18 protein-coding genes are annotated in these 18,099 nt (G+C 71.7%); 12 read left to right on the top strand and 6 right to left on the bottom strand.

Annotated elements, in window-relative coordinates; all coding sequences use genetic code 11:
- Nucleotides 1-18 precede the first annotated feature (18 nt).
- Together ACFRCG_RS09985 and ACFRCG_RS09980 are read left to right on the top strand one after the other, a co-directional pair.
- Nucleotides 19-1,221 (top strand): sensor histidine kinase, encoded by a 1,203-nt coding sequence (locus tag ACFRCG_RS09985; protein ID WP_380030309.1) that lies wholly within the window; start codon nt 19-21, stop codon nt 1,219-1,221.
- Nucleotides 1,218-1,895, top strand: a complete 678-nt coding sequence (locus tag ACFRCG_RS09980) for a response regulator (RefSeq protein WP_380030308.1) — start codon at nt 1,218-1,220, stop codon at nt 1,893-1,895. The genes ACFRCG_RS09985 and ACFRCG_RS09980 overlap by 4 nt, the downstream gene beginning before the upstream one ends.
- A gap of 58 nt (nt 1,896-1,953) precedes the next feature.
- Here ACFRCG_RS09980 and ACFRCG_RS09975 read toward each other — a convergent pair whose 3' ends face one another.
- Both ACFRCG_RS09975 and ACFRCG_RS09970 read right to left on the bottom strand, forming a co-directional pair.
- A complete protein-coding gene (locus ACFRCG_RS09975; RefSeq protein ID WP_380030307.1) occupies nt 1,954-3,066 on the bottom strand; it encodes a serine hydrolase domain-containing protein in 1,113 nt (370 codons plus the stop codon).
- A gap of 511 nt (nt 3,067-3,577) precedes the next feature.
- Nucleotides 3,578-4,291, bottom strand: coding sequence for a FadR/GntR family transcriptional regulator (locus ACFRCG_RS09970; protein WP_380030306.1), 714 nt, complete (start codon nt 4,289-4,291; stop codon nt 3,578-3,580).
- Nucleotides 4,292-4,525: 234 nt separating this feature from the next.
- On the opposite strand from ACFRCG_RS09970, the gene ACFRCG_RS09965 reads away from it, so the two are divergent.
- The 8 genes from ACFRCG_RS09965 to ACFRCG_RS09930 all read left to right on the top strand — a co-directional run bounded on the left by ACFRCG_RS09965 (nt 4,526) and on the right by ACFRCG_RS09930 (nt 13,356).
- Nucleotides 4,526-6,136 carry an ABC transporter substrate-binding protein gene (locus ACFRCG_RS09965; RefSeq protein WP_380030305.1) on the top strand — a complete coding sequence of 537 codons (1,611 nt, stop codon included), beginning with the start codon at nt 4,526-4,528 and terminating at the stop codon, nt 6,134-6,136.
- A gap of 85 nt (nt 6,137-6,221) precedes the next feature.
- Nucleotides 6,222-7,175, top strand: coding sequence for an ABC transporter permease (locus ACFRCG_RS09960; protein ID WP_380030304.1), 954 nt, complete (start codon nt 6,222-6,224; stop codon nt 7,173-7,175).
- Between the two features lies 1 nt (nt 7,176).
- The gene (locus tag ACFRCG_RS09955; protein ID WP_380030303.1) at nt 7,177-9,123 is read left to right on the top strand and encodes a dipeptide/oligopeptide/nickel ABC transporter permease/ATP-binding protein; all 1,947 of its coding nucleotides are present in this window, start codon (nt 7,177-7,179) and stop codon (nt 9,121-9,123) included.
- 65 nt (nt 9,124-9,188) lie between these two features.
- Nucleotides 9,189-10,139 (top strand): oligopeptide/dipeptide ABC transporter ATP-binding protein, encoded by a 951-nt coding sequence (locus ACFRCG_RS09950; protein WP_380030467.1) that lies wholly within the window; start codon nt 9,189-9,191, stop codon nt 10,137-10,139.
- A gap of 106 nt (nt 10,140-10,245) precedes the next feature.
- Nucleotides 10,246-11,181 carry a dihydrodipicolinate synthase family protein gene (locus ACFRCG_RS09945; protein WP_380030302.1) on the top strand — a complete coding sequence of 312 codons (936 nt, stop codon included), beginning with the start codon at nt 10,246-10,248 and terminating at the stop codon, nt 11,179-11,181.
- The gene (locus ACFRCG_RS09940) at nt 11,178-12,113 is read left to right on the top strand and encodes an ROK family protein (RefSeq protein ID WP_380030301.1); all 936 of its coding nucleotides are present in this window, start codon (nt 11,178-11,180) and stop codon (nt 12,111-12,113) included. Before ACFRCG_RS09945 ends, ACFRCG_RS09940 begins: the two co-directional genes overlap by 4 nt.
- A gap of 72 nt (nt 12,114-12,185) precedes the next feature.
- Nucleotides 12,186-12,872: a putative N-acetylmannosamine-6-phosphate 2-epimerase gene (locus ACFRCG_RS09935; protein WP_380030299.1), complete on the top strand. Its 687-nt coding sequence runs from the start codon at nt 12,186-12,188 to the stop codon at nt 12,870-12,872.
- Between the two features lie 187 nt (nt 12,873-13,059).
- Nucleotides 13,060-13,356, top strand: a complete 297-nt coding sequence (locus tag ACFRCG_RS09930) for a hypothetical protein (protein ID WP_380030298.1) — start codon at nt 13,060-13,062, stop codon at nt 13,354-13,356.
- Between the two features lie 36 nt (nt 13,357-13,392).
- Here the strand turns inward: ACFRCG_RS09930 and ACFRCG_RS09925 are convergent, their stop codons facing one another.
- Together ACFRCG_RS09925 and ACFRCG_RS09920 are read right to left on the bottom strand one after the other, a co-directional pair.
- On the bottom strand, nt 13,393-13,662 hold the full coding sequence (locus tag ACFRCG_RS09925; RefSeq protein WP_380030296.1) for a putative quinol monooxygenase: 270 nt from the start codon (nt 13,660-13,662) through the stop codon (nt 13,393-13,395).
- Nucleotides 13,663-13,730: 68 nt separating this feature from the next.
- On the bottom strand, nt 13,731-14,777 hold the full coding sequence (locus ACFRCG_RS09920) for a MerR family transcriptional regulator (protein ID WP_380030295.1): 1,047 nt from the start codon (nt 14,775-14,777) through the stop codon (nt 13,731-13,733).
- A gap of 118 nt (nt 14,778-14,895) precedes the next feature.
- Here ACFRCG_RS09920 and ACFRCG_RS09915 point away from each other — a divergent pair, with 118 nt between their 5' ends.
- Complete coding sequence (locus ACFRCG_RS09915; RefSeq protein WP_380030294.1) at nt 14,896-15,510, top strand: DUF4383 domain-containing protein; 615 nt, start codon at nt 14,896-14,898, stop codon at nt 15,508-15,510.
- 32 nt (nt 15,511-15,542) lie between these two features.
- Nucleotides 15,543-15,809: a hypothetical protein gene (locus tag ACFRCG_RS09910; protein ID WP_380030293.1), complete on the top strand. Its 267-nt coding sequence runs from the start codon at nt 15,543-15,545 to the stop codon at nt 15,807-15,809.
- Nucleotides 15,810-16,959: 1,150 nt separating this feature from the next.
- On the opposite strand, the gene ACFRCG_RS09905 is transcribed toward ACFRCG_RS09910, so the two are convergent.
- Entirely contained in the window at nt 16,960-17,274 is a 315-nt protein-coding gene (locus ACFRCG_RS09905; RefSeq protein ID WP_380030466.1) for a beta/gamma crystallin domain-containing protein, read from the bottom strand.
- A gap of 664 nt (nt 17,275-17,938) precedes the next feature.
- Nucleotides 17,939-18,085, bottom strand: a complete 147-nt coding sequence (locus ACFRCG_RS09900; RefSeq protein ID WP_380030292.1) for a hypothetical protein — start codon at nt 18,083-18,085, stop codon at nt 17,939-17,941.
- Nucleotides 18,086-18,099: the final 14 nt, after the last annotated feature.

The following is an 18,099-nucleotide window of genomic DNA, read 5'->3' as shown; positions in this document are numbered from 1 at the left end:
ACGTTCTACATTGACCGAGTGAGTCATCCTTCGGGTCCGCTGCCGGCCGGGCGACCGAGCCCGCGGCACTGGCTGCTCGTCGACATCGTGTGCGCGGTGCCGGTGGCATACCTCGACACCCCCGCCGGCGGCGCCTTCCCACGCGACGGCGCCCTCCCGCTCTGGGGCGCCCTGCTGTTCGTCGCGGCGACCGCGACGGCGGTCGCCATCCGCCGCGTCCGCCGCCTGACCGCCGTGGCCCTCGCCGCGAGCGCGGCGCTGCTCGCGGTTGCCCATGGATGTCCCAAGACACCGTTCCTCGGACTGGCGCTCGTCGTGTACATCGTCGCCGCGACCGCCACCGACCGGATCGCGGCGGCCGGTTTGGCGCTCGCCCAAACCGCCCTGGCTGCCGGTGCCGCACTCTTCGTGCACGGCAGCGGCGCCGGGTGGACGAACGCCGGCGCCACGCTGATCCCCGACGCGGTGGGTCTGGGGGCCGTGTGGGCGATCGGGGTGGCCGTGCGCAAGCGCCGCGCGTACGACCGGGGACTGCGCGAGCAAGCCGAGGCCGCCGCCGAAGCGCGCCTCGAACAGGCCCACCACGCCCTGGTCGAGGAACGGCTGCGGATAGCCCGCGAGATGCACGACATCGTCGCGCACAGCATGAGCCTGATCGCGGTCCAAGCCGAACTCGGCGGCTACGTCGCCGCCGTCCGACCCGAACAGGCCCAGCCCACCCTGGCCTCGATCGCCGCCACCAGCCGCGACGGCCTGCGCGAACTGCGCCGCCTCCTCGGCGTCCTGCGCGAAGCCGACGCCACCGTGGACGGCCACCTCCACCCGCCGCCGGGGATGCGCGAGCTCGACGAGCTGCTCGCGAGCACCGAACGCGCCGGAGTACGCGTCACCGTCACCACCACCGGCACACCCCGCCCCCTGCCGATCGGGCTCGACCTGTCGGCGTACCGCATCGTCCAGGAGGCGCTGACCAACGTGATCAGACACGCGCGCACCGACCGGTGCGAAATCCATCTGACCTACGGCGCCGCCGAGTTGGCGATCCAGGTGAGCGACCTCGGCCGCGCGAGCGACACCCCGCATGCCGTCGGCCACGGCCTGGCCGGCATGCGCGAACGCGTCAACCTGTGCGGCGGAACGCTCGAGGCCGGGCCGCGCGCCGACCGCGGCTTCCGGATCCTGGCCCGCCTGCCGATCGACGAACCGGTGGCCGCCGCGTGAGCCCGCTGCGCGTCGTGGTGGCCGAGGACCAGGCACTGCTGCGGACGACACTCCGGGCCTTCCTCGACATCGCCCCCGACCTCGAATGCGTGGGCGAAGCCGCCGACGGCGCCGCCGCGGTCGAAGCCGCCGCGCACCTGCGGCCCGATGTCGTCCTCATGGACATCCGCATGCCGATCATGGACGGCATCGAAGCCACCCGCCGCATCACCGGCGCCGCCGACGCGACCAGCCACGTGCTCGTCCTGACCACGTTCGACCTCGACGAGTACGTGTACGCCGCGCTGCGCGCCGGCGCCGGCGGCTTCCTCCTCAAGGACACCGAGGCCCCGGATCTGCTCGCCGCGATCCGCGTCGTCGCCGCGGGCGACGCGCTGATCTCGCCGGCCGTCACCCGCCGCCTGATCGCCGAGTTCGTCCGCCGTCCCACACCCGGCGACCCCCTCCCGGACCCCGGCACCGCCCTCGCCGCGGTCACCCCACGCGAACGCGAAGTCCTCGTCCTCGTCGCCCGCGGCCTCTCCAACGACGAGATCGCCGCCCACCTCCACCTCAGCCCGGCCACCGCCCGCACCCACGTCAGCCGCCTCCTGACCAAACTCCACGCCCGCGACCGCGCGCAATTGGTCATCACCGCCTACGAATCCGGCCTGGTCCGCGCCGCGAATCCCTGAGCCGGGCCTCCGCGCCCACCGTTCGGCGCGCCACGACCATCCCGACGACGCGCCCGCCCTACGGGCACAGCGCGTCGGCCAACAAGGTGCCCACCGCCGCGCGCTGCGCGTCGTTCGCCTTCAACCCCAGCGGGTTGTACGACACGGACACGCTGCGGCGCCCGTCCGCCGTCGCCCACATCTCCGTCATGGATCCCGGAACGCCACCGGGATGACCCCACACCGTCACCCCGCACGCGAGCACCTCCGACTCCAGGCCCAGCCCGTAGCGATAGGGCAGACCGGTGTCCAACGTGGCCTTCATCTCCCGCAGTTGGTTCGGCCTCAGCAGCGTGCCCGCGAGCAACGCGCGAACGAACCGGTTCAGGTCGCGCCCGGTGGACAGAACCTCCCCGGAGGCGCCCGCCTGCGAGGGGTTGAATTCCGTGACGTCGAGCGGCTCGGGCTCCAGTTCGGCATAGGCGCGCGCGTGCGGCCCCGGGATCGTCGTCGACGTCCCGGGAAACGACGTGTGCCGCAGCCCCAGGGGTCGCAGCACCCGGCGCGTGACCTCCTCCGCGTAGGTACGCCCGGTGACCCGCTCGATCAGCATTCCCGCCACGATGTAGTCGGTGTTCGAATAGCGGTACCCCGTCCCGGGGGCGAAGTAGGGCGGCATTCCTACACCCGCCGCAAGCTTCTCCCGCGCCGTCCAGGTCCGGAACCGGCCGTGCGTGAACCAGTCCTCGGTGCCCACATCCAACGCGTACACGTAGTCGTGCAGGCCGGAGCGATGATCCAGAACCTGCCGCACCGTGATGGCACCGCCGCCCGGCACCAGTCCCGGCAGATAGTGCTCGATCGGGACGTCCAGCCCGATCCGTGCCTCCCCGACCAGTTGCAGCACCACCGTCGCCACGAGGGTCTTGGTCGTGCTGCCGATCCGGAACGTCGCGTCCGGCGTCATCGGCACGCCACCGGGAACGTCCGCGAGCCCGGCCGCGAACGACCGGTGCAGACCGGGGACATCGACCCGGACCTGGGCGGCCGTGGCACCCGCGGCCACGAGCGCCGCCGAGTCCTCGTCCAGCCGGTCGGCAAGGGAGGGCCGGCGCCCCGCCGTCGCCTCACCGGACGCCGCGGCCGGTGTCGTGGCCGCCAAGGTCAGCAGGGCCACGACGGCAGCGGCCACGCCGCGACCGCGCGCACGTCGTGTCCCTCCGGTCGCCTGTCGCGAGCGGATCCCGGTCCGCCTGGGAGTTTTGCCTGTTCGTCGCATACCGCCAAGCCTCACCCCGGCCGGCCGATCCGCGCATCGGTCCGCAAGCGTCCGCGCATCCTGCGCGCCGCGACGTACATACCGGCTCGCGTGTACGTCGTGTGTCGACGGACGGGTGGGTGCGAGGCGGCCTTGTCCACAGGGACGCCCCTTTCACCACGCGACTCGACGACATCACGCGTGCCCTGCACGCCTCGCTCGTCCGAGCCGAAGCCGCCGTGGACGCCTCGACCGACCCCGACAGTCCGTACCGGCGTCTCGGCGGGGTGCCTCACGGCAGGAAGAGGCGGACGAAGGCGCCGCACATGTTTGTGCACCGCCCGATCCGACCTGCGGCCGGCCGTGGGGATCTCCGCCGGGAGGCACGGCGTACGAGCCCGAGGCACGGGCGCTTGCCGAGTTCCCTCTGCCGCGCGACTGTTCCTCACGGGGCCGGAACGGGCCCGGGTGTGCGGCTTCGGATACCGGTGAAGTGGACCGTGAGCGCGCGGCGGGCCCGTTCGGCGTCGCGGGCGGCGACGGCCTCGTAAACCTCGCGGTGTTGGGCGGCGACGTCCTCGGCGGACTCGCCGATCGGCGGCAGGTCGGCGGCGAGTCGATCGTAGGCGTCCCAGAACGCGGCGAGCAGGCGCAGCATCAGGTCGTTGCCCAGCGGGCGATACAGCGTCTCGTGAAATTGGCGGTCGGTCAGCGGCGACACCTCGCCGCCGGCCGCCTCCACAGCCATGTGATCGGCCACCGCGCGCAGATCCGCCAGGTCGGCGTCGTCGGCGGTCTCGACGACCCGTCCGATCAGGCCCGCCTCCAACGCCTCGCGCACCGCGACCAGTTCGGTGATGCTGCGCGCGCCCGAGGCTTGTGAGAGGCGGCCGTGGAAGGACAGTTCGTCGACGAGGGCGCCGAGGGACATGCGACCCACGTAGGTGCCGAAACCGTGCCGGATCTCCACAATGCCCACGGCCTGGAGTGCCTTGAGCGCCTCACGCACGGAGTTTCGGCTGACGCCGAGGAGTTCCATCAGATCGGTCTCGGTGGGCATCGGATCGCCGGCACTCAGGCCGCGCTCCAGGATCAACTCCTTGATCCGTTCCTGTACGCCGTTCTTGCGCCGGTCGCGCACCGTCATCGCGTCCCCCATCGCCGAATGTCTCCGGGCGTCACCCTACTCATCGACGCATGGGCGCCCGTCGCACAGCGTGGTCGCCGCATCGGTTCGCCTTGCCCTCTTGACCGGGTCACGGATGGCCTCCTAATCTCACCCGAGTCTAGACGTAGGACGTCCCTCGTTCCACATCTGATGTCTGATGTTCAGCGATTATTCCCATAGGTTCTATTTCGAGTCCTCGCATTACCGGACAAGACAGGAGACGCCGTGTTCGAGTCGCGTTCGCCCGCCCAGGCGCTGGGCCGCCGGCAGTTCCTCAGGTTCACCGGCGCGCTCGGCGCCGCAGCCGCCATCGGTGGCTCCCTCGCCGCGTGCGGCCCCGAGTCGACCAACACCGGCAACGCGGACTCGGGCGGCAAGAGCAGTGGCAAGAAGGCCATCAACGCCGGTCTCTCCTACACGCTGAGCACCGGCTTCGACCCGATGACCGCCTCCGGCGCGCTCCCCGTCGCGGCCAACCTGCACGTCTTCGAGGGCCTGGTCGATCTCGACCCGGTCACCCGAAGCCCCTACGCCGCACTGGCGGCGACGATGCCCCAGCAGGTGGACGCCACCACATGGCGGGTCAAGGTGCGCCAGGGCGCCACCTTTCACGACGGCTCGACGGTCACCGCCGAGGACGTCGCCTTCAGCTTCCAGCGCATCCTGGACCCGGCGAACAACTCCCTGATCACCCAGTTCCTGCCGTTCCTGCGCGAGGTGCGCGCCGTCGACGCGAACACGGTCGAGTTCGGCCTCAAGTTCGCTTTCGCGCTGTTCGGCGAGCGGATATCCGTGGTCAAGATCGTCCCCAAGGCCGTGGTGACCAAGGGCCAACAGCAGTTCGACGCGCTGCCGGTGGGATCGGGGCCCTACCGGATGGTGTCCGCGACCAAGGACGACCGGATCGTCTTCGCCGAGCACACCGCCTACAACGGCCCCAAGCCGGCGCGCGCCGCCACGATGAACTGGCTCCTGCTCGCCGACGCCTCCGCCCGGGTCACGGCGCTCGACTCCGACCGGGTCCAGGTCATCGAGGACGTCCCCTACATCAACTACGCCCAGGTCAAGAAGGCCCATCGGGCCGACTCCGTACAGAGCTTCGGCCTGCTGTTCCTGATGTTCAACCTGCGCCGCAAGCCCTTCGACGACGTACGGGTGCGCCAGGCGCTGCACTGGGGCCTGGACAAGGAGAAGCTGATCGCCACCGGCCTGCTCGGCAACGCCACGCCCGCGAGCAGCTTCCTCCAGGAGACCCACCCCGACTACCGGCGCGCGGGCACCGTCTACGGCTACGACCCGGCCCGGGCCAAGAGCCTGCTGGCCGAGGCGGGCGTGAGCGGGCTCGACCTCACCCTGGTGCTCACCGACACCGCGTGGGTCAAGGACGTCGCGCCGCTGATCAAGGAGAGCTGGGACGGAATCGGTGTGCGCACCACGCTCGACATCGGCCAGTCCGGCGGCCAGTACAAGAACAAGATCGACAACGGCGAATACCAGGTGATGGCGGCTCCCGGCGACCCGTCGGTGTTCGGCAACGACGTCGACCTGCTGATGCGCTGGTGGTACGTGGGCCTGTGGGCCGACAAGCGGCACATGTGGTCACAGACGCCCGAGGGCAAGCAGGCCCGGACGCTCCTGGACGCCGCCGCCGCCGAGGCCGACACCGTCAAGCGCAAGGAGCTGTGGGCCCAGGCGATCGACCTGGCCGCCGCACAGGTCCCGCTCTACCCCGTCTTCCACCGCAAGCTCGCCACCGCCTGGAACGACAAGGCGCTCACCGGCTTTCGGCCGCTGCCCACCACCGGCCTGTCCTTCCTGGACTCGGGCCCCGCGTAAGCCACCCGGCCCCGTCCCCGCCCGTCACCCGGGCCGCCCGCACCCGCCCGTGCGGGCGGCCCGCCTCCCGCCTCCCGAGAGCCCCATGACCACGATCCTGCGCATGGCCGGCAGACGGCTGCTCACGCTCCCACCCCTCCTCCTGGGGATCACGTTGTTCGTCTTCGTGGTCCTGCGTTTCTCGCCCACCGACCCCGCGTACAACGCGCTCGGCGAAGGCGCGTCCGAGGCCGCGCGCGACGCCTACGCCGCCGACCACGGCCTCGACGACCCGATCGTGGTGCGCTATCTCGCCTTCCTGGGCGACCTGCTGCACGGCGACCTCGGGGTCACCACCCCGCCGAGCAAGCCGGTCTCGGACGCGATCTTCACCGCACTGCCGCTGACCCTGCAACTGACCTTCCTGGGCATGCTGCTCGCGTCGCTGGGCGCGTTGCTGCTCGGCGTGACCGCGGCGATCTTTCGCGACCGATGGCCCGACCAGGTCATCCGCCTGCTGTCGATGGCGGGTGTGGCCACGCCCTCGTTCTGGCTCGGCATCCTGCTCATCCAGCAGTTCGCGCTGCGCCTGGGCTGGTTTCCCACCGGCGGCTACGTCAACCCGGTCGACGGCGTGAGCGCCTGGCTGCAGAGCCTGTTCCTGCCCGCCGTCGCGATCGCCGTGCCCGTCGGCGCGTCGCTGACCCGCATCGTGCGCACCTCCATGGTCGAGGAACTCGACCGCGACTACGTGCGCACCGCCGCCGGAAACGGCCTGCCACCCCTGGTGATCGTGGGCCGCAACGTACTGCGCAACGCCCTGGTGACCCCGCTGACCGTACTCGGCCTGCGCGCCGGATACGCGCTCGGCGGCGCGGTGGTGATCGAGACCATCTTCGGCCTCCCGGGCCTGGGCACGCTCATCCTCAACGGCGTCACCTCCGGCGACGTGGCCGTCGTACAGGGCACCGTCCTGGTGATCGCCGTCGTGTTCGTGCTGGTCAACCTGGTCGTCGATCTCGCCTGCCTGTTCGCCAACCCCCGCACCAGGGAGGCCTGACATGATGCGTCCCGAACTGGTCGCCCGACTCTCGCGCCCCGGCATCGGATGGCGCCGCCTGTCGGTGCCCGCCCGGGTGTGCGTCAGCGCGCTCGCCCTGCTGTGCCTGGCGGCGCTGCTGGGACCGTGGATCGCCCCGCACGATCCGCTCGCCACCGGCATACCCGCCCAAGGCCCCTCCGGCGACCACTGGTTCGGTACCGACCGGGCCGGGCGGGACGTGTTCTCCCGTCTCCTGGTCGGCGCCCGCTGGTCGCTCGCCATCGGTCTGGGCGCCACCGTCCTCGCGCTCGTGCTCGGGGGCCTGCTCGGCGCCCTCGCCGCCACCTCGCGCCGTCCGGTCGACGAGGGCGTGATGCGCGTGCTCGACGTGGTCATGGCCTTCCCCAACGTGGCCCTGGCAGCGGTGTTCGTCGCCGTCTTCGGCAGCTCGCTGAGCGTGCTGGTCTGCTCCATCGCGTTCCTGTACACCCCCTCGCTGGCCCGTGTCGTACGCGCCAACGTGCTCGCGCAGTACGGCGAGGACTACGTCGCGGCCGAACGCGTGATCGGCGCCCGCCGCCCCCACATCCTCGTGCGACACGTCGCGGTCAACTGCGCCGCGCCGATCCTGGTCTTCGCCACCGTCCTGGTCGCCGACGCCATCGTCTTCGAGGCGAGCCTGTCCTTCATCGGCGCGGGCGTGCCCGACCCCGATCCCTCGTGGGGGTCGGTGATCGCCTACGGCCGCACCCTCGTGCTCACCGGTGGCTGGTGGGCCACCTTCTTCCCGGGCCTGATGATCCTGCTCACCGTGCTCGCGCTGAACGTCCTCGCGGAAGGCATCTCCGACGCGTGGGCCGCGCCGGCCGGACACACGGCCAAGGACCCGATCAAGGCCGAGCGCCAGGCCGCCCGCGTCGCGCCGCTCGACCCGGCCGCGCGGGCCGTCCTGGACGCACGCCTGGCCGAGGCCGCCGACCGGCTGCCGATTCGCGAGGTCCCCGACGCGCCACCGCTGTTGTCCGTGCGTGGGCTGTCGGTACGCTTCCCCGACCGGCACGGCGGCGTACGCGTCGTCGACGACGTCTCCTTCGACGTACGCCCCGGGGAGACCGTGGGGCTGGTCGGCGAGAGCGGGTGCGGCAAGAGCCTGACCAGCCTGGCCGTGATGGGCCTGCTGCCCAAGGGCGCCGAGACCGCGGGCGAGGTGCGCTTCGCCGGCCGGGACCTGCTCGCGATGACCCCGCGCGAACGCCGCCCGCTCCTGGGACACGAGATCGCGATGGTCTACCAGGACGCGCTCAGCTCGCTCAACCCCGGCCTGCTCATCGAGACGCAGATGAGCCAGCTCACCAGGCGCGGCGGCACCCGCACTCCCGCCGAACTGCTCGAACTGGTGGGCCTGGACGCCGCCCGCACGCTGCGCAGCCATCCGCACCAGCTCTCCGGCGGCCAGCGCCAGCGGGTGCTGATCGCGATGGCCCTCTCGCGCGGCCCCCGGCTGATCCTGGCCGACGAACCGACCACCGCGCTGGACGTGACGGTGCAGGCCCAGGTCGTGGACCTGTTGACCCGGCTACGCGACGAACTGGGCTTCGCCCTGGTCCTGGTCTCGCACGACCTGGCACTGGTGTCCTCGCTCGCCGACCGGATCGTGGTCATGTACGGCGGTCACGTGATCGAGACCGGCCGCACGGCGGAACTCCTGCGCACACCCCGCCACCACTACGCGCGCGGCCTGCTGGGCTCGGTGCTCTCCCTGGAAGCCGGCGAGGAACGCCTGCACCAGATCCCGGGAGTGGTGCCGCCGCCGGCCGACTTCGGCCCCGGTTGCCGATTCGCCGAACGCTGCCCCGCGGCGAGCGAGCAGTGCCTCGACGTGCGACCGGCCCTGAGCGGTGACGTGCACGCGCACGCCGCCGCCTGCCACCACCCGGCCCACATCCCGACCGGAGGCGTCCGATGAGCCGGACCCGTACCGTGCCCACACCCGCGACCAACCCCGAACCGGAGACGTCGGCCGAGCCCGCGGTGCTCTCGGTGCACGACGTGGACGTCACCCACACCGTGCCCGGCACCCGACTCTTCGCCAGGGCACACCTGCACGCCCTGACCGGTGCGCGGATCGCGATCCGCCGCGGCGAAGTGCTGGGCATCGTCGGCGAATCGGGCTGCGGCAAGTCCACCCTGGCCCGGGTGCTGGTGGGGCTGCAAAAGCCCACCGCGGGCGTCGTGCGCTTTCACGACCGGAACCTGTGGGAGATGCCCGCCAAGCGCCGCGACCGCGAACTCGGCAGCGCCCTGGGCATGGTCTTCCAGGACGCCTCCACGGCACTGAATCGACGCCTGACCGTGCGCCGGGTCCTGCGCGACCCCCTCGACGTGCACGGGCGCGGCACCAGGGAGCAGCGCGAGGCGCGCGTGCGCGAGGTCATGGACCTGGTCGGCCTGCCACCGAGCGCGGCCGAGGCACTGCCCGGACAGCTGTCCGGTGGACAACGCCAGCGGGTGGCGATCGCCCGAGCACTGGTCCTGGAACCCGAGGTGATCGTCGCCGACGAACCCACCTCGGCGCTCGACGTGTCCGTGCGGGCGCAGATCCTGAACCTGCTCCGCGACCTCAAGGACCGGCTCGGCCTGGGCCTGGTGTTCATCTCCCACGACATCCAGACCGTGCGCTACCTCGCCGACCGGATCGCCGTCATGTACCTGGGCCGCGTCGTCGAGGAGGGCCCGACCGCGCTGGTCACCGCCACCCCGCGGCACCCGTACACGGTCGCCCTGTTCTCGGCCACGCCCAGCCTGCTCGACTCGGCGGAGCGGATCACCCTGACCGGCCCCCTTCCCTCCGCCGTCGACCCGCCCAGCGGATGCCCGTTCCGGACCCGGTGCAGGCAGGCCACGGACACCTGCGCCGAAGTGTCGCCCGAGCCGCGCGAGGCGGAATCCGGTCACCTCTTCCGCTGTCACCACCCCCTGTGACCGCTCCCGCGCTCTTCCGCGATCCGCCGTTGTTCCACCCTCCTACCGCCCTTGCCCCGTTCTGTTCCGCCTTCCCCGTTCACCCTTGCCAGGAGCTCTGAACCGCATGTCCTCGTCGCCGACCGCATTTCGCGGCGTCGTACCCCCTGTCTGCACCCCGCTGACCCCCGAATCGGAAGTCGACGCCCCCTCGCTGGAGCGACTGATCGCGCACCTGCTCGACACCGGCGTGGACGGCCTGTTCGTCCTCGGCTCCACCAGCGAGGTCGCGTTCCTGCCGGACACGCACCGGGCCCGGGTCCTGGAGATCGCGGTGAGCGCCGTCGCCGGGCGGGTGCCCGTGGTCGCCGGCGTGATCGACACCGCCACGTTGCGCGTGGTCGAGCACATCCGCACCGCCGAGAAGTACGGCGTGGACGGAGTGGTGGCCACCGCCCCCTTCTACACCCGCACCCACCCGGCCGAGATCAACGCTCACTTTCGCACGCTGCGCGCCGCCACCGACCTGCCCGTGATCGCCTACGATCTGCCGGTGTCGGTACACACCAAGCTCGGCGTCGCGCAACTGGCGAACATGGCCCGCGACGGGGTGATCCAGGCGGTCAAGGACTCCAGCGGCGACGAGGGCGGATTGCGCCGATTGCTCCTGGAGACCGCCGACGTCGCGGACTTCGCGGTGCTCACCGGCTCGGAATTGACCGTGGACACCGCCTTCCGGATGGGCGCGCACGGCGTGGTCCCGGGTCTGGGCAACGTCGACCCGCGCGGCTACGTGCGACTGCGGGACTTGGCCGCGGCCGGCGACTGGGATGCGGCCAAGGCCGAACAGGAGCGTCTGATCGCGCTCTTCGGCCTCGTCGACGTCGGCTCGCCGGAGCGCATGGGGCGCGGATCGTCGGCGCTGGGCGCGTTCAAGGCCGCGCTGCACCTGCTCGGCGTGATCGACTGCCCCGCGACCGCCGCACCGCAGATCCCGCTGAACGCGGCCGAGATCGCCGACGTGCGCGCCCACCTGGTCCGGGCCGGCCTGCTCGCGGCATGACACTCCCGGGATGGCCCCGGATCGGGGTCGACATCGGCGGAACGAAGATCGCCGCCGGGCTGGTGCGGCGCGACGGAAGCGTCATCGGTCGCCGCGTGCGCGCGACCCCGGCCGCGGCGGGCCCGGACCGGGTGCTGGCGGCGGTGATCGACCTGGTGCGCGAATTCGCCCCGGACGCGACCTGCGTGGGCGTCGGCGCGCCCGGTGCCGTGGACAGCCGAACCGGGACCGTCCGCTTCGCGACGGACCTGCTTCCCGGCTGGGCGGGCACTGCCGTGGGCGACGCGGTCGCGTCCGCGTCCGGTCTGCCGACCCTGGTGGACAACGACGTCAACGTGCTGGCCCTGGGTGAACTGCGCCGCGGCGCCGCGATCGGCAACGACGCGGTGTTGTACGTGTCGGTCGGCACCGGGGTGGGCGGCGCACTCGCCCTCGGCGGCCGGATCGTGCGCGGCGGTCGCGGAGTCGCGGGCGAACTGGGCCACCTGAGCGTGGCCGGCCCGGTGCGGGCGCGACCGTGCGCATGCGGTCGCACCGGGCACCTGGAGGCGGTCGCGTCCGGACCCGCGATCGAAGCCGCCTACAGCACCCCCGGACCGGACCTGCGCGAGATCGCCCGCCGCGCGCACGCCGGGGAAACCCGCGCCGGCCAGGTGATCGAGGAGGCCGCGGTCGTCCTGGGACGCACACTCGCCGGACTCGTGAGCGCGCTGGACCCCCAGGCGCTGGTCGTGGGCGGCGGGGTGGCCGCTATCGGCCCACGCTTCACCGAATCCCTCGCCGACGCGCTGCGCGCCGAGGTCCTGCCGCCGCTGCGCACGATTCCCGTGCTGACGGCGGCGCTCGGGCTGGACGCGCCCCTGGTGGGCGCGGCCCTGCTGCCCGAGGACCTGACGGTCGCCGTGAACGCGAACGACGCGAGGGGCCGGTGAACCGAGCCGGCCCGAGTGCTTTCGTGAATCCGAAGGAACAGATGAATCCCTTGCACCGAAACGGATGTGACCATGCATCACCTGCTTGAGCGGTTGCGCGGTGGCCTGATCGTGTCGGTCCAGGTCCACCGCGCGGACGACCCGCTGCGGGGCCCGGCGACCATGGCGGCGATCGCACGCGCCGCGGTGGAGGGCGGCGCGGCCGCGATCCGCTGTGGCGGTATCGGCGGCATCCCCGACGTCGAGGCGGTGTGCGAGGCGGTACACGTGCCGGTGATCGGGTTGTGGAAGGACGGCGACGCGGACGTGTACATCACGCCGAGCGCCGCCCACGCCGTGGCGGTGCGAGCGGCGGGAGCGGGGATCGTCGCGGTCGACGGCACCACCCGGGCCCGGCCCGACGGCAGCACATTCGCCGACGCCGCGCGCGCGGTGCATGCCATGGGGGCGCTGGTCCTCGCGGATGTGTCCACCGAGGACGAAGCGCTGGCCGCCGAGGCGGCCGGCGCGGACGCGGTGGCGACGACCCTGGCCGGCTACACCCCGGACAGGGCCCGCACGCCCGGCCCCGATCTGGCCTTGGTGGAGACGCTGGCCGCACGGGTGAACGTCCCGGTGATCGCCGAGGGCCGATACCACTGCCCGACCGACGCGGCGGCGGCCATCGCGGCCGGCGCGCACGCGGTGGTGGTCGGCACCGCGATCACCGTACCGGCGTGGATCACCACGACCTTCCGCGAGGCGCTGCCGAACCGGTAGGCCAAGCCGTGGGCTGCTGCTGGACAACGCCGGGTCCCGCACCCGGCCGACCACGTGCTCGTTCGCGGAGGGGCAGCTCGGCTCGCGCAGGTCGGCTTGGTCGTGGATCAGAACTGGCCTCCGGGCAGCCGGACGCCGGCCCGCTCACCGTGACCGACCCGGCCCGACCCGCACGCCCGGCCGGGCCGTGGGCGTCTCGATGCTCGGCCGGGGCCTGGACCTGTCGCGGCACGAACGCGCCGCCCGCGAACTCGGCTCCACCGACGCGATGGTCCTGAACTCCCCCTACGCGGCGCACCGACTGTCACGGCTGGTCAACGACCGCCGCATCGAGCCGCGGGGAGCCCTGGTGTTCGCCTGCCTGCTGCACATCACCGGACGCGACGAGGCGGCCGGCTTCTGGTGGCGTTTCGCCGCCGGGGCCGGCAGCCACACCGCCGCCTACTGCCTCTACCTGGACTCGGTCAACGCGGTCGGGAACTGAGAACTATTCGACAGTGCCGCGAAGGGGATCCGTGGCTCACCCCTCGATCACCGTGTCGACCGGCGGCCCGGCCAGCCACTCGGCGCCGGCCGTGAAGGCCTCCCGCATGTGCGGGCTGGCCAGGTGACGCTCGAATGCCTCGCGGCTCTCCCATTCCTCCACCACGACCCACTCCCGCGGGTCGGTCGCGCTGTTGAAGGTGCTGTAGGAGACGTTGCCGGCCTCGGCGCGTGACGGCGCGACCAGCGAGATCGACTGCGCACGGACCTGCTCTTCGTACCCGGGCTTCGCGGTCAGCCGGGCCATCACGGTGATCCTCGTTCGTTCCACACGACAGGCAACGCCGTGATCCCGCGGTTTATTCGCTCGTGCCTTCACGAAAGTTCTTCCATCGTCACGGTCTTCGGGCCCTGCCGCCGGCGCGGCCGGCGGGTCGAGGTCGGGGTCGGGGTGAGGATGGCGAGTGCTTGCGTGAGGCTGGTCAGTCGGACGGTGCCGCGGGCCGGCGTCGCGCCCCAACCCGCGCCCGCGGCGAGCACGGTGGTGCCGGGGATGTCGCGCAGCAGGTCGAGGGAACGCGCGTCCGCGGTGTCGGGGTTCTGGGACCACAGGACAACCGCGGAGGGTCGGGTGCGGGCGATCGCCCGGCCCAGGGCGTCGGCGGGGAGGGCGGCGCCGAACATGCGCGTGGGAATCCCGCGCTCGATCAGTGCGGCGTTGAGAGCGTGCAGGGGAAGGGTGTGGAGTTCCTTGTCCGTGCAGGCCAGGAGCACCCCGCGGGTGCCGAACGCGCACGGTCCCTGTGCTTCGGTCGTATGGCTGCGGCCACACGCGCGGTGCAGAGCGGCGAGCACGCACTCCGACAGCAGGTGCTCCACCTCCACGTACGTGTTCGAGTCCCGATCGCCTCTCCCGCCTTCCCATTTGCGCCCCATCCCGTACAGCACCGGCTGGGCCAGGTCCTCCCATGTGGCCGCGACGCCGCGTTCGGTGATCGCCCGGTCCAGGATGTCGTGCACGGCCGCGCCGTCCAGTCGTATCGCGGCGCGCGCGAGGCCGCGGGCTTGACCGCTTGCGCGGGTACCGACGGCGAAGGTGTGACCTCCTCCGGACCGCCCCGCCGGGCGCTGTTTCGTCTGGCCGCCCCTTTCGTTGCCGAGGACCGCGCGGGCGGCGTCGGCGACCGGGACGCCGTCGGCGACCAGCGCGCACATGCGCCGGAGGCGGGCCATGTCGTCGGGTGAGTAGCGGCGGTGCCCGCCGGCGCTGGTCCGGCTCGCGCCCAGGTGGTATCGCCGGTCCCACGAGCGCAGGGTGGTGACGGCCACACCGAGCCTGCTCGCGGCCGCGCCGGCCGTCAGGTCCAGCTCCTGTTCCGGATCGCCGGGGCCGATGCTCGCGGGCGGTGGTGGTTCGGACAAAGGACGGCCTCCCTCTATGGTCCAAGTCCCGAAAAACGATGCATTAACGATGCAACTTGTGCAAGCGGCGGGTGGTGCGAACCATTGCGGTAGGGGGCCTCACGCATTGGAGGCGGTTGTGAAGTTGTCCGACGAGATGCCGGTGGACCACCGGCTCGCCTATGTCTACCGTTTCGGCGCCGGCTTCACCGGCATGGTGCTGTTGGTGTTCGGCGCCCTGGGATTCGCCGACCAGCTGACGTTCTTCGACACCTCCGGCGAACGGGTCGCCGGGCTCAGCACCAATGGCGCGCTGAGTACGATCTCCGTCGTCGTCGGCGCGATTTTGATCGCCGGCGCCGTGATCGGCGGGAACCTGGCCTCGACCCTGAACATCATGGTCGGGGCCTCGTTCATCCTCAGCGGCTTCGTGAATCTCGGGCTGATCGGCAAGGACGCCAACATCCTCGCCTTCCGTATGCCCAACGTGATCTTCAGCTTCTGCGTCGGTCTGATGGTGCTCACCTTCGGCCTGTACGGGCGCGTCAGCGGCAACCTTCCGCACGACAATCCCTACTGGCGCTCCCGGCACCCCGAACAGGCGGCCCGCGAGGACACGTTGCGCGAAGCCATCACCTCCGGGCGGGCATCGGGCGCCGTCGCCGCGACCGCGGCACATACCCCGATGCCGGCGGCCGTACACGGTCCGGTCGCGACCACGAACAATCCCGGCGCCCGCCCGGGCAGCGAATAACCAAACCACACCCGCCGACCCCGGAGGACGTCGTGATCATCAAGAAGCTGTACGAGATGGGCCTGCGAAGCGAGCACGCGTACACCGCAGCGCTTGGTTCGATCGGCCTGACCTTCGCGTCGTGGCTGGTCAGCAACAAGGCCGAGGACGCGGAACGCGCCGACCGCTGGGGCATTTTCGTTGGCGAATGGGCGCCCACCTTCTTCGGCCTGGGCCTGGCACTCGCCCAGTACGAGCACCTTGCCGCGAGTGCGGACGCGCAGGACACCGACGTCCCCGGATTCGCCCGCTCGGGCTGAACCGCGCCGGACGGAGGCCGGATGGGGCCGAAACACGGGAATGGCCTCCTCACGACAGGTGCGTGTTCGGCGACTCCGGCCGGGGAGACGGTCGCGGTGGAACGCGCGTCGGGTCCGTTGCCGTAGCTGGTCCCGGTGTGGCGGGCGGCAGCCCCGGTCCGGGCGACCCCGCCGCACCTACGGGCAGCCCTGGTCACCGCTTCGAACATGCGGTCCGGGGCGCCCGCACACCGGGCGCAACCCCGCGACCGGGCCCTGACCGAGACGCTCCGACAGCCCACCGAACACACGCCCACGAGCGATCGTGGCAGACGAAGACGACGCCGCGTTTGCCGCCGACGGGATTGGCCCCTTCGTCTACCCCGGTCGTGGTGTGGCGGTTCAGGCGTGTGTGGGTACCGGGCCGGGGAGGTGGAAGCGGCGGCCGGTGTCGGGGTTGCCTTCCCACACGTATTGCTCGTGTTCGGTGAGAGTGATGCCGTGGTCCCAGCGGCTGATTCCGCCGTGCGCGGTCCAGGCGTCATGATGACCGAACCGAGGCGAAGGAGTGAACGGTTCGCGGCAATCCGGCCCGTGGGGCTGCCTGTTCGCCGTGGCCGTCGCCGCCGACGGCCGCTCGGCGACCCGATGGGTGCAGGGCCTGGCCCGGTTCATGCCCGCCCCGACACCACTCCGATACCGGAGTTCGACGCGATCCGCGTCCCCGATTTCGCCGGCGAGTGGTTCACCGAGCTGGTCGGGCGCGCGATCAACGGCGTTGGGCCGCCCGGCTACGCGGGAGTGCCGGGCTCCGCGGCTTGAGCCGGACCGGCGACCACCCGGTCGGCCAAGCCGTGGGTGTCACATGGCGCGTCGAGAGGCACGACGCTCGGGTGGACACCGCCGGACCATCATCCTGTTCCGCGTCCCCGACCGGCACCGCGGTGCCGGTCGGGGACGGGACGAGGCCGGGTATACGGATGTCGCGCCGATCCGTTCGGCGAGGTTCTTCAACAGGTCGACGGCATCCGCACCTGCGAGCCGGCCCGTGCCCGGACGACGCGTGGGTCGCACGGTTGACGGCCTGTCGGCGCCGTCGCGAAGCCTCGCCACGAGCCGGCGCGTGACCTCGTGGTCGAACTCCGTCGGCGTCTCGGCGCGCGCGAGGCGCTCAAAGGATCTGGATGGACTTCACGCGCGGGGGACGGTTGGGGAAGGTGATGTCGGTCCACCTGTTGATCCTCACCGAGTCGCCGTTGACGTCGTAGTAGATCAGGTCGTTGTTGCCGGTCGAGATCCGGTCGACCCACCATCCGCCGAAGTCGGTCCTGCCGGCGTTCGCGTAGCAGTCGACGCTTTCCCGGCCGTCGAGGTGGGACCAGAGTTTCAGGAAGTTCTCGCCGCCGACGCATTCGACGTGGTCGATGGCGAAGGCGGTGCCGGTCGGTCCGGCGACGGTGAACGACGCCGCCGCGGCGAGCGCCATGGCCAGGGAGCCGACGGCCTTCTTGACGTTCGAGATCACGGTTGTCCTCCATACGAAGCCCGGCACACACGGCCCGGCAGTGACGGTGACGTCGCGCCGGGACGGATCCGGCGCTCCGACGAGCCGTGGACCGGCCCGAGGACGATCTTCCTGCCGATCCGTGGCGGCGCGCTTCGTATCCCCGAAGGTCGACCCGATCGAGTGACAACGCCCGCTCGGCAAGGACGACACGGCTCGGGGCCACGATGGGACCCCTGCCCACACCGGTCCCGCTGCGGCATGTCCAGGAGCCGGCGCGGCGAACCCAAGGCGCGATCGCCGTGCCGGTGGTGGCGCTGTACTCGCCCGGCGTCAACGCCACCCGCGCGTTCGGCACCGGCGTGGTCGAGGGCATGGGCAGCCACGGGTACCTTGTGGTCACCATCGGCCACACCTACGACGCCGCGGTGGTGCAGTTCCCGGGCGGACGCCTCGCGGTGGGCCCACCTGCGGCGTCACCGACTTCGCCAGGGCGGTCCAAGTACGCGCGGCGGAAACCTCGTTCGTACGAGACTGCCCACTATCGGCGCGACCCGTGGTCGCAATGCCGGGGGCCGGACCGAGACCCCCTCGGTCCGGCCCCCGGCGCGAGGGCTCTACCCGCGCGTCGGGACCGGGGCGGCCTTCAACGCCGAATGACGCGCACGTCCTGCTCGGCCATCTCGCCCATGGCCCCGGCGAGGACCTGCATCGAGGCATGATGGTGCTTCGGCGCCATCGAGCCTCCGATCACCGCGTAGGCCACCCGGCGGGCCGTATCGTCGTGAGCCATGTGGGCTTCTCCTG

This window comes from Embleya sp. NPDC056575 (assembly GCF_042793325.1).
In the GTDB taxonomy this organism is placed as follows: Bacteria; Actinomycetota; Actinomycetes; order Streptomycetales; family Streptomycetaceae; genus Embleya.
Note: the sequence above shows the minus strand (reverse complement) of the source record. Positions and strands in the feature narration are given on the sequence as shown.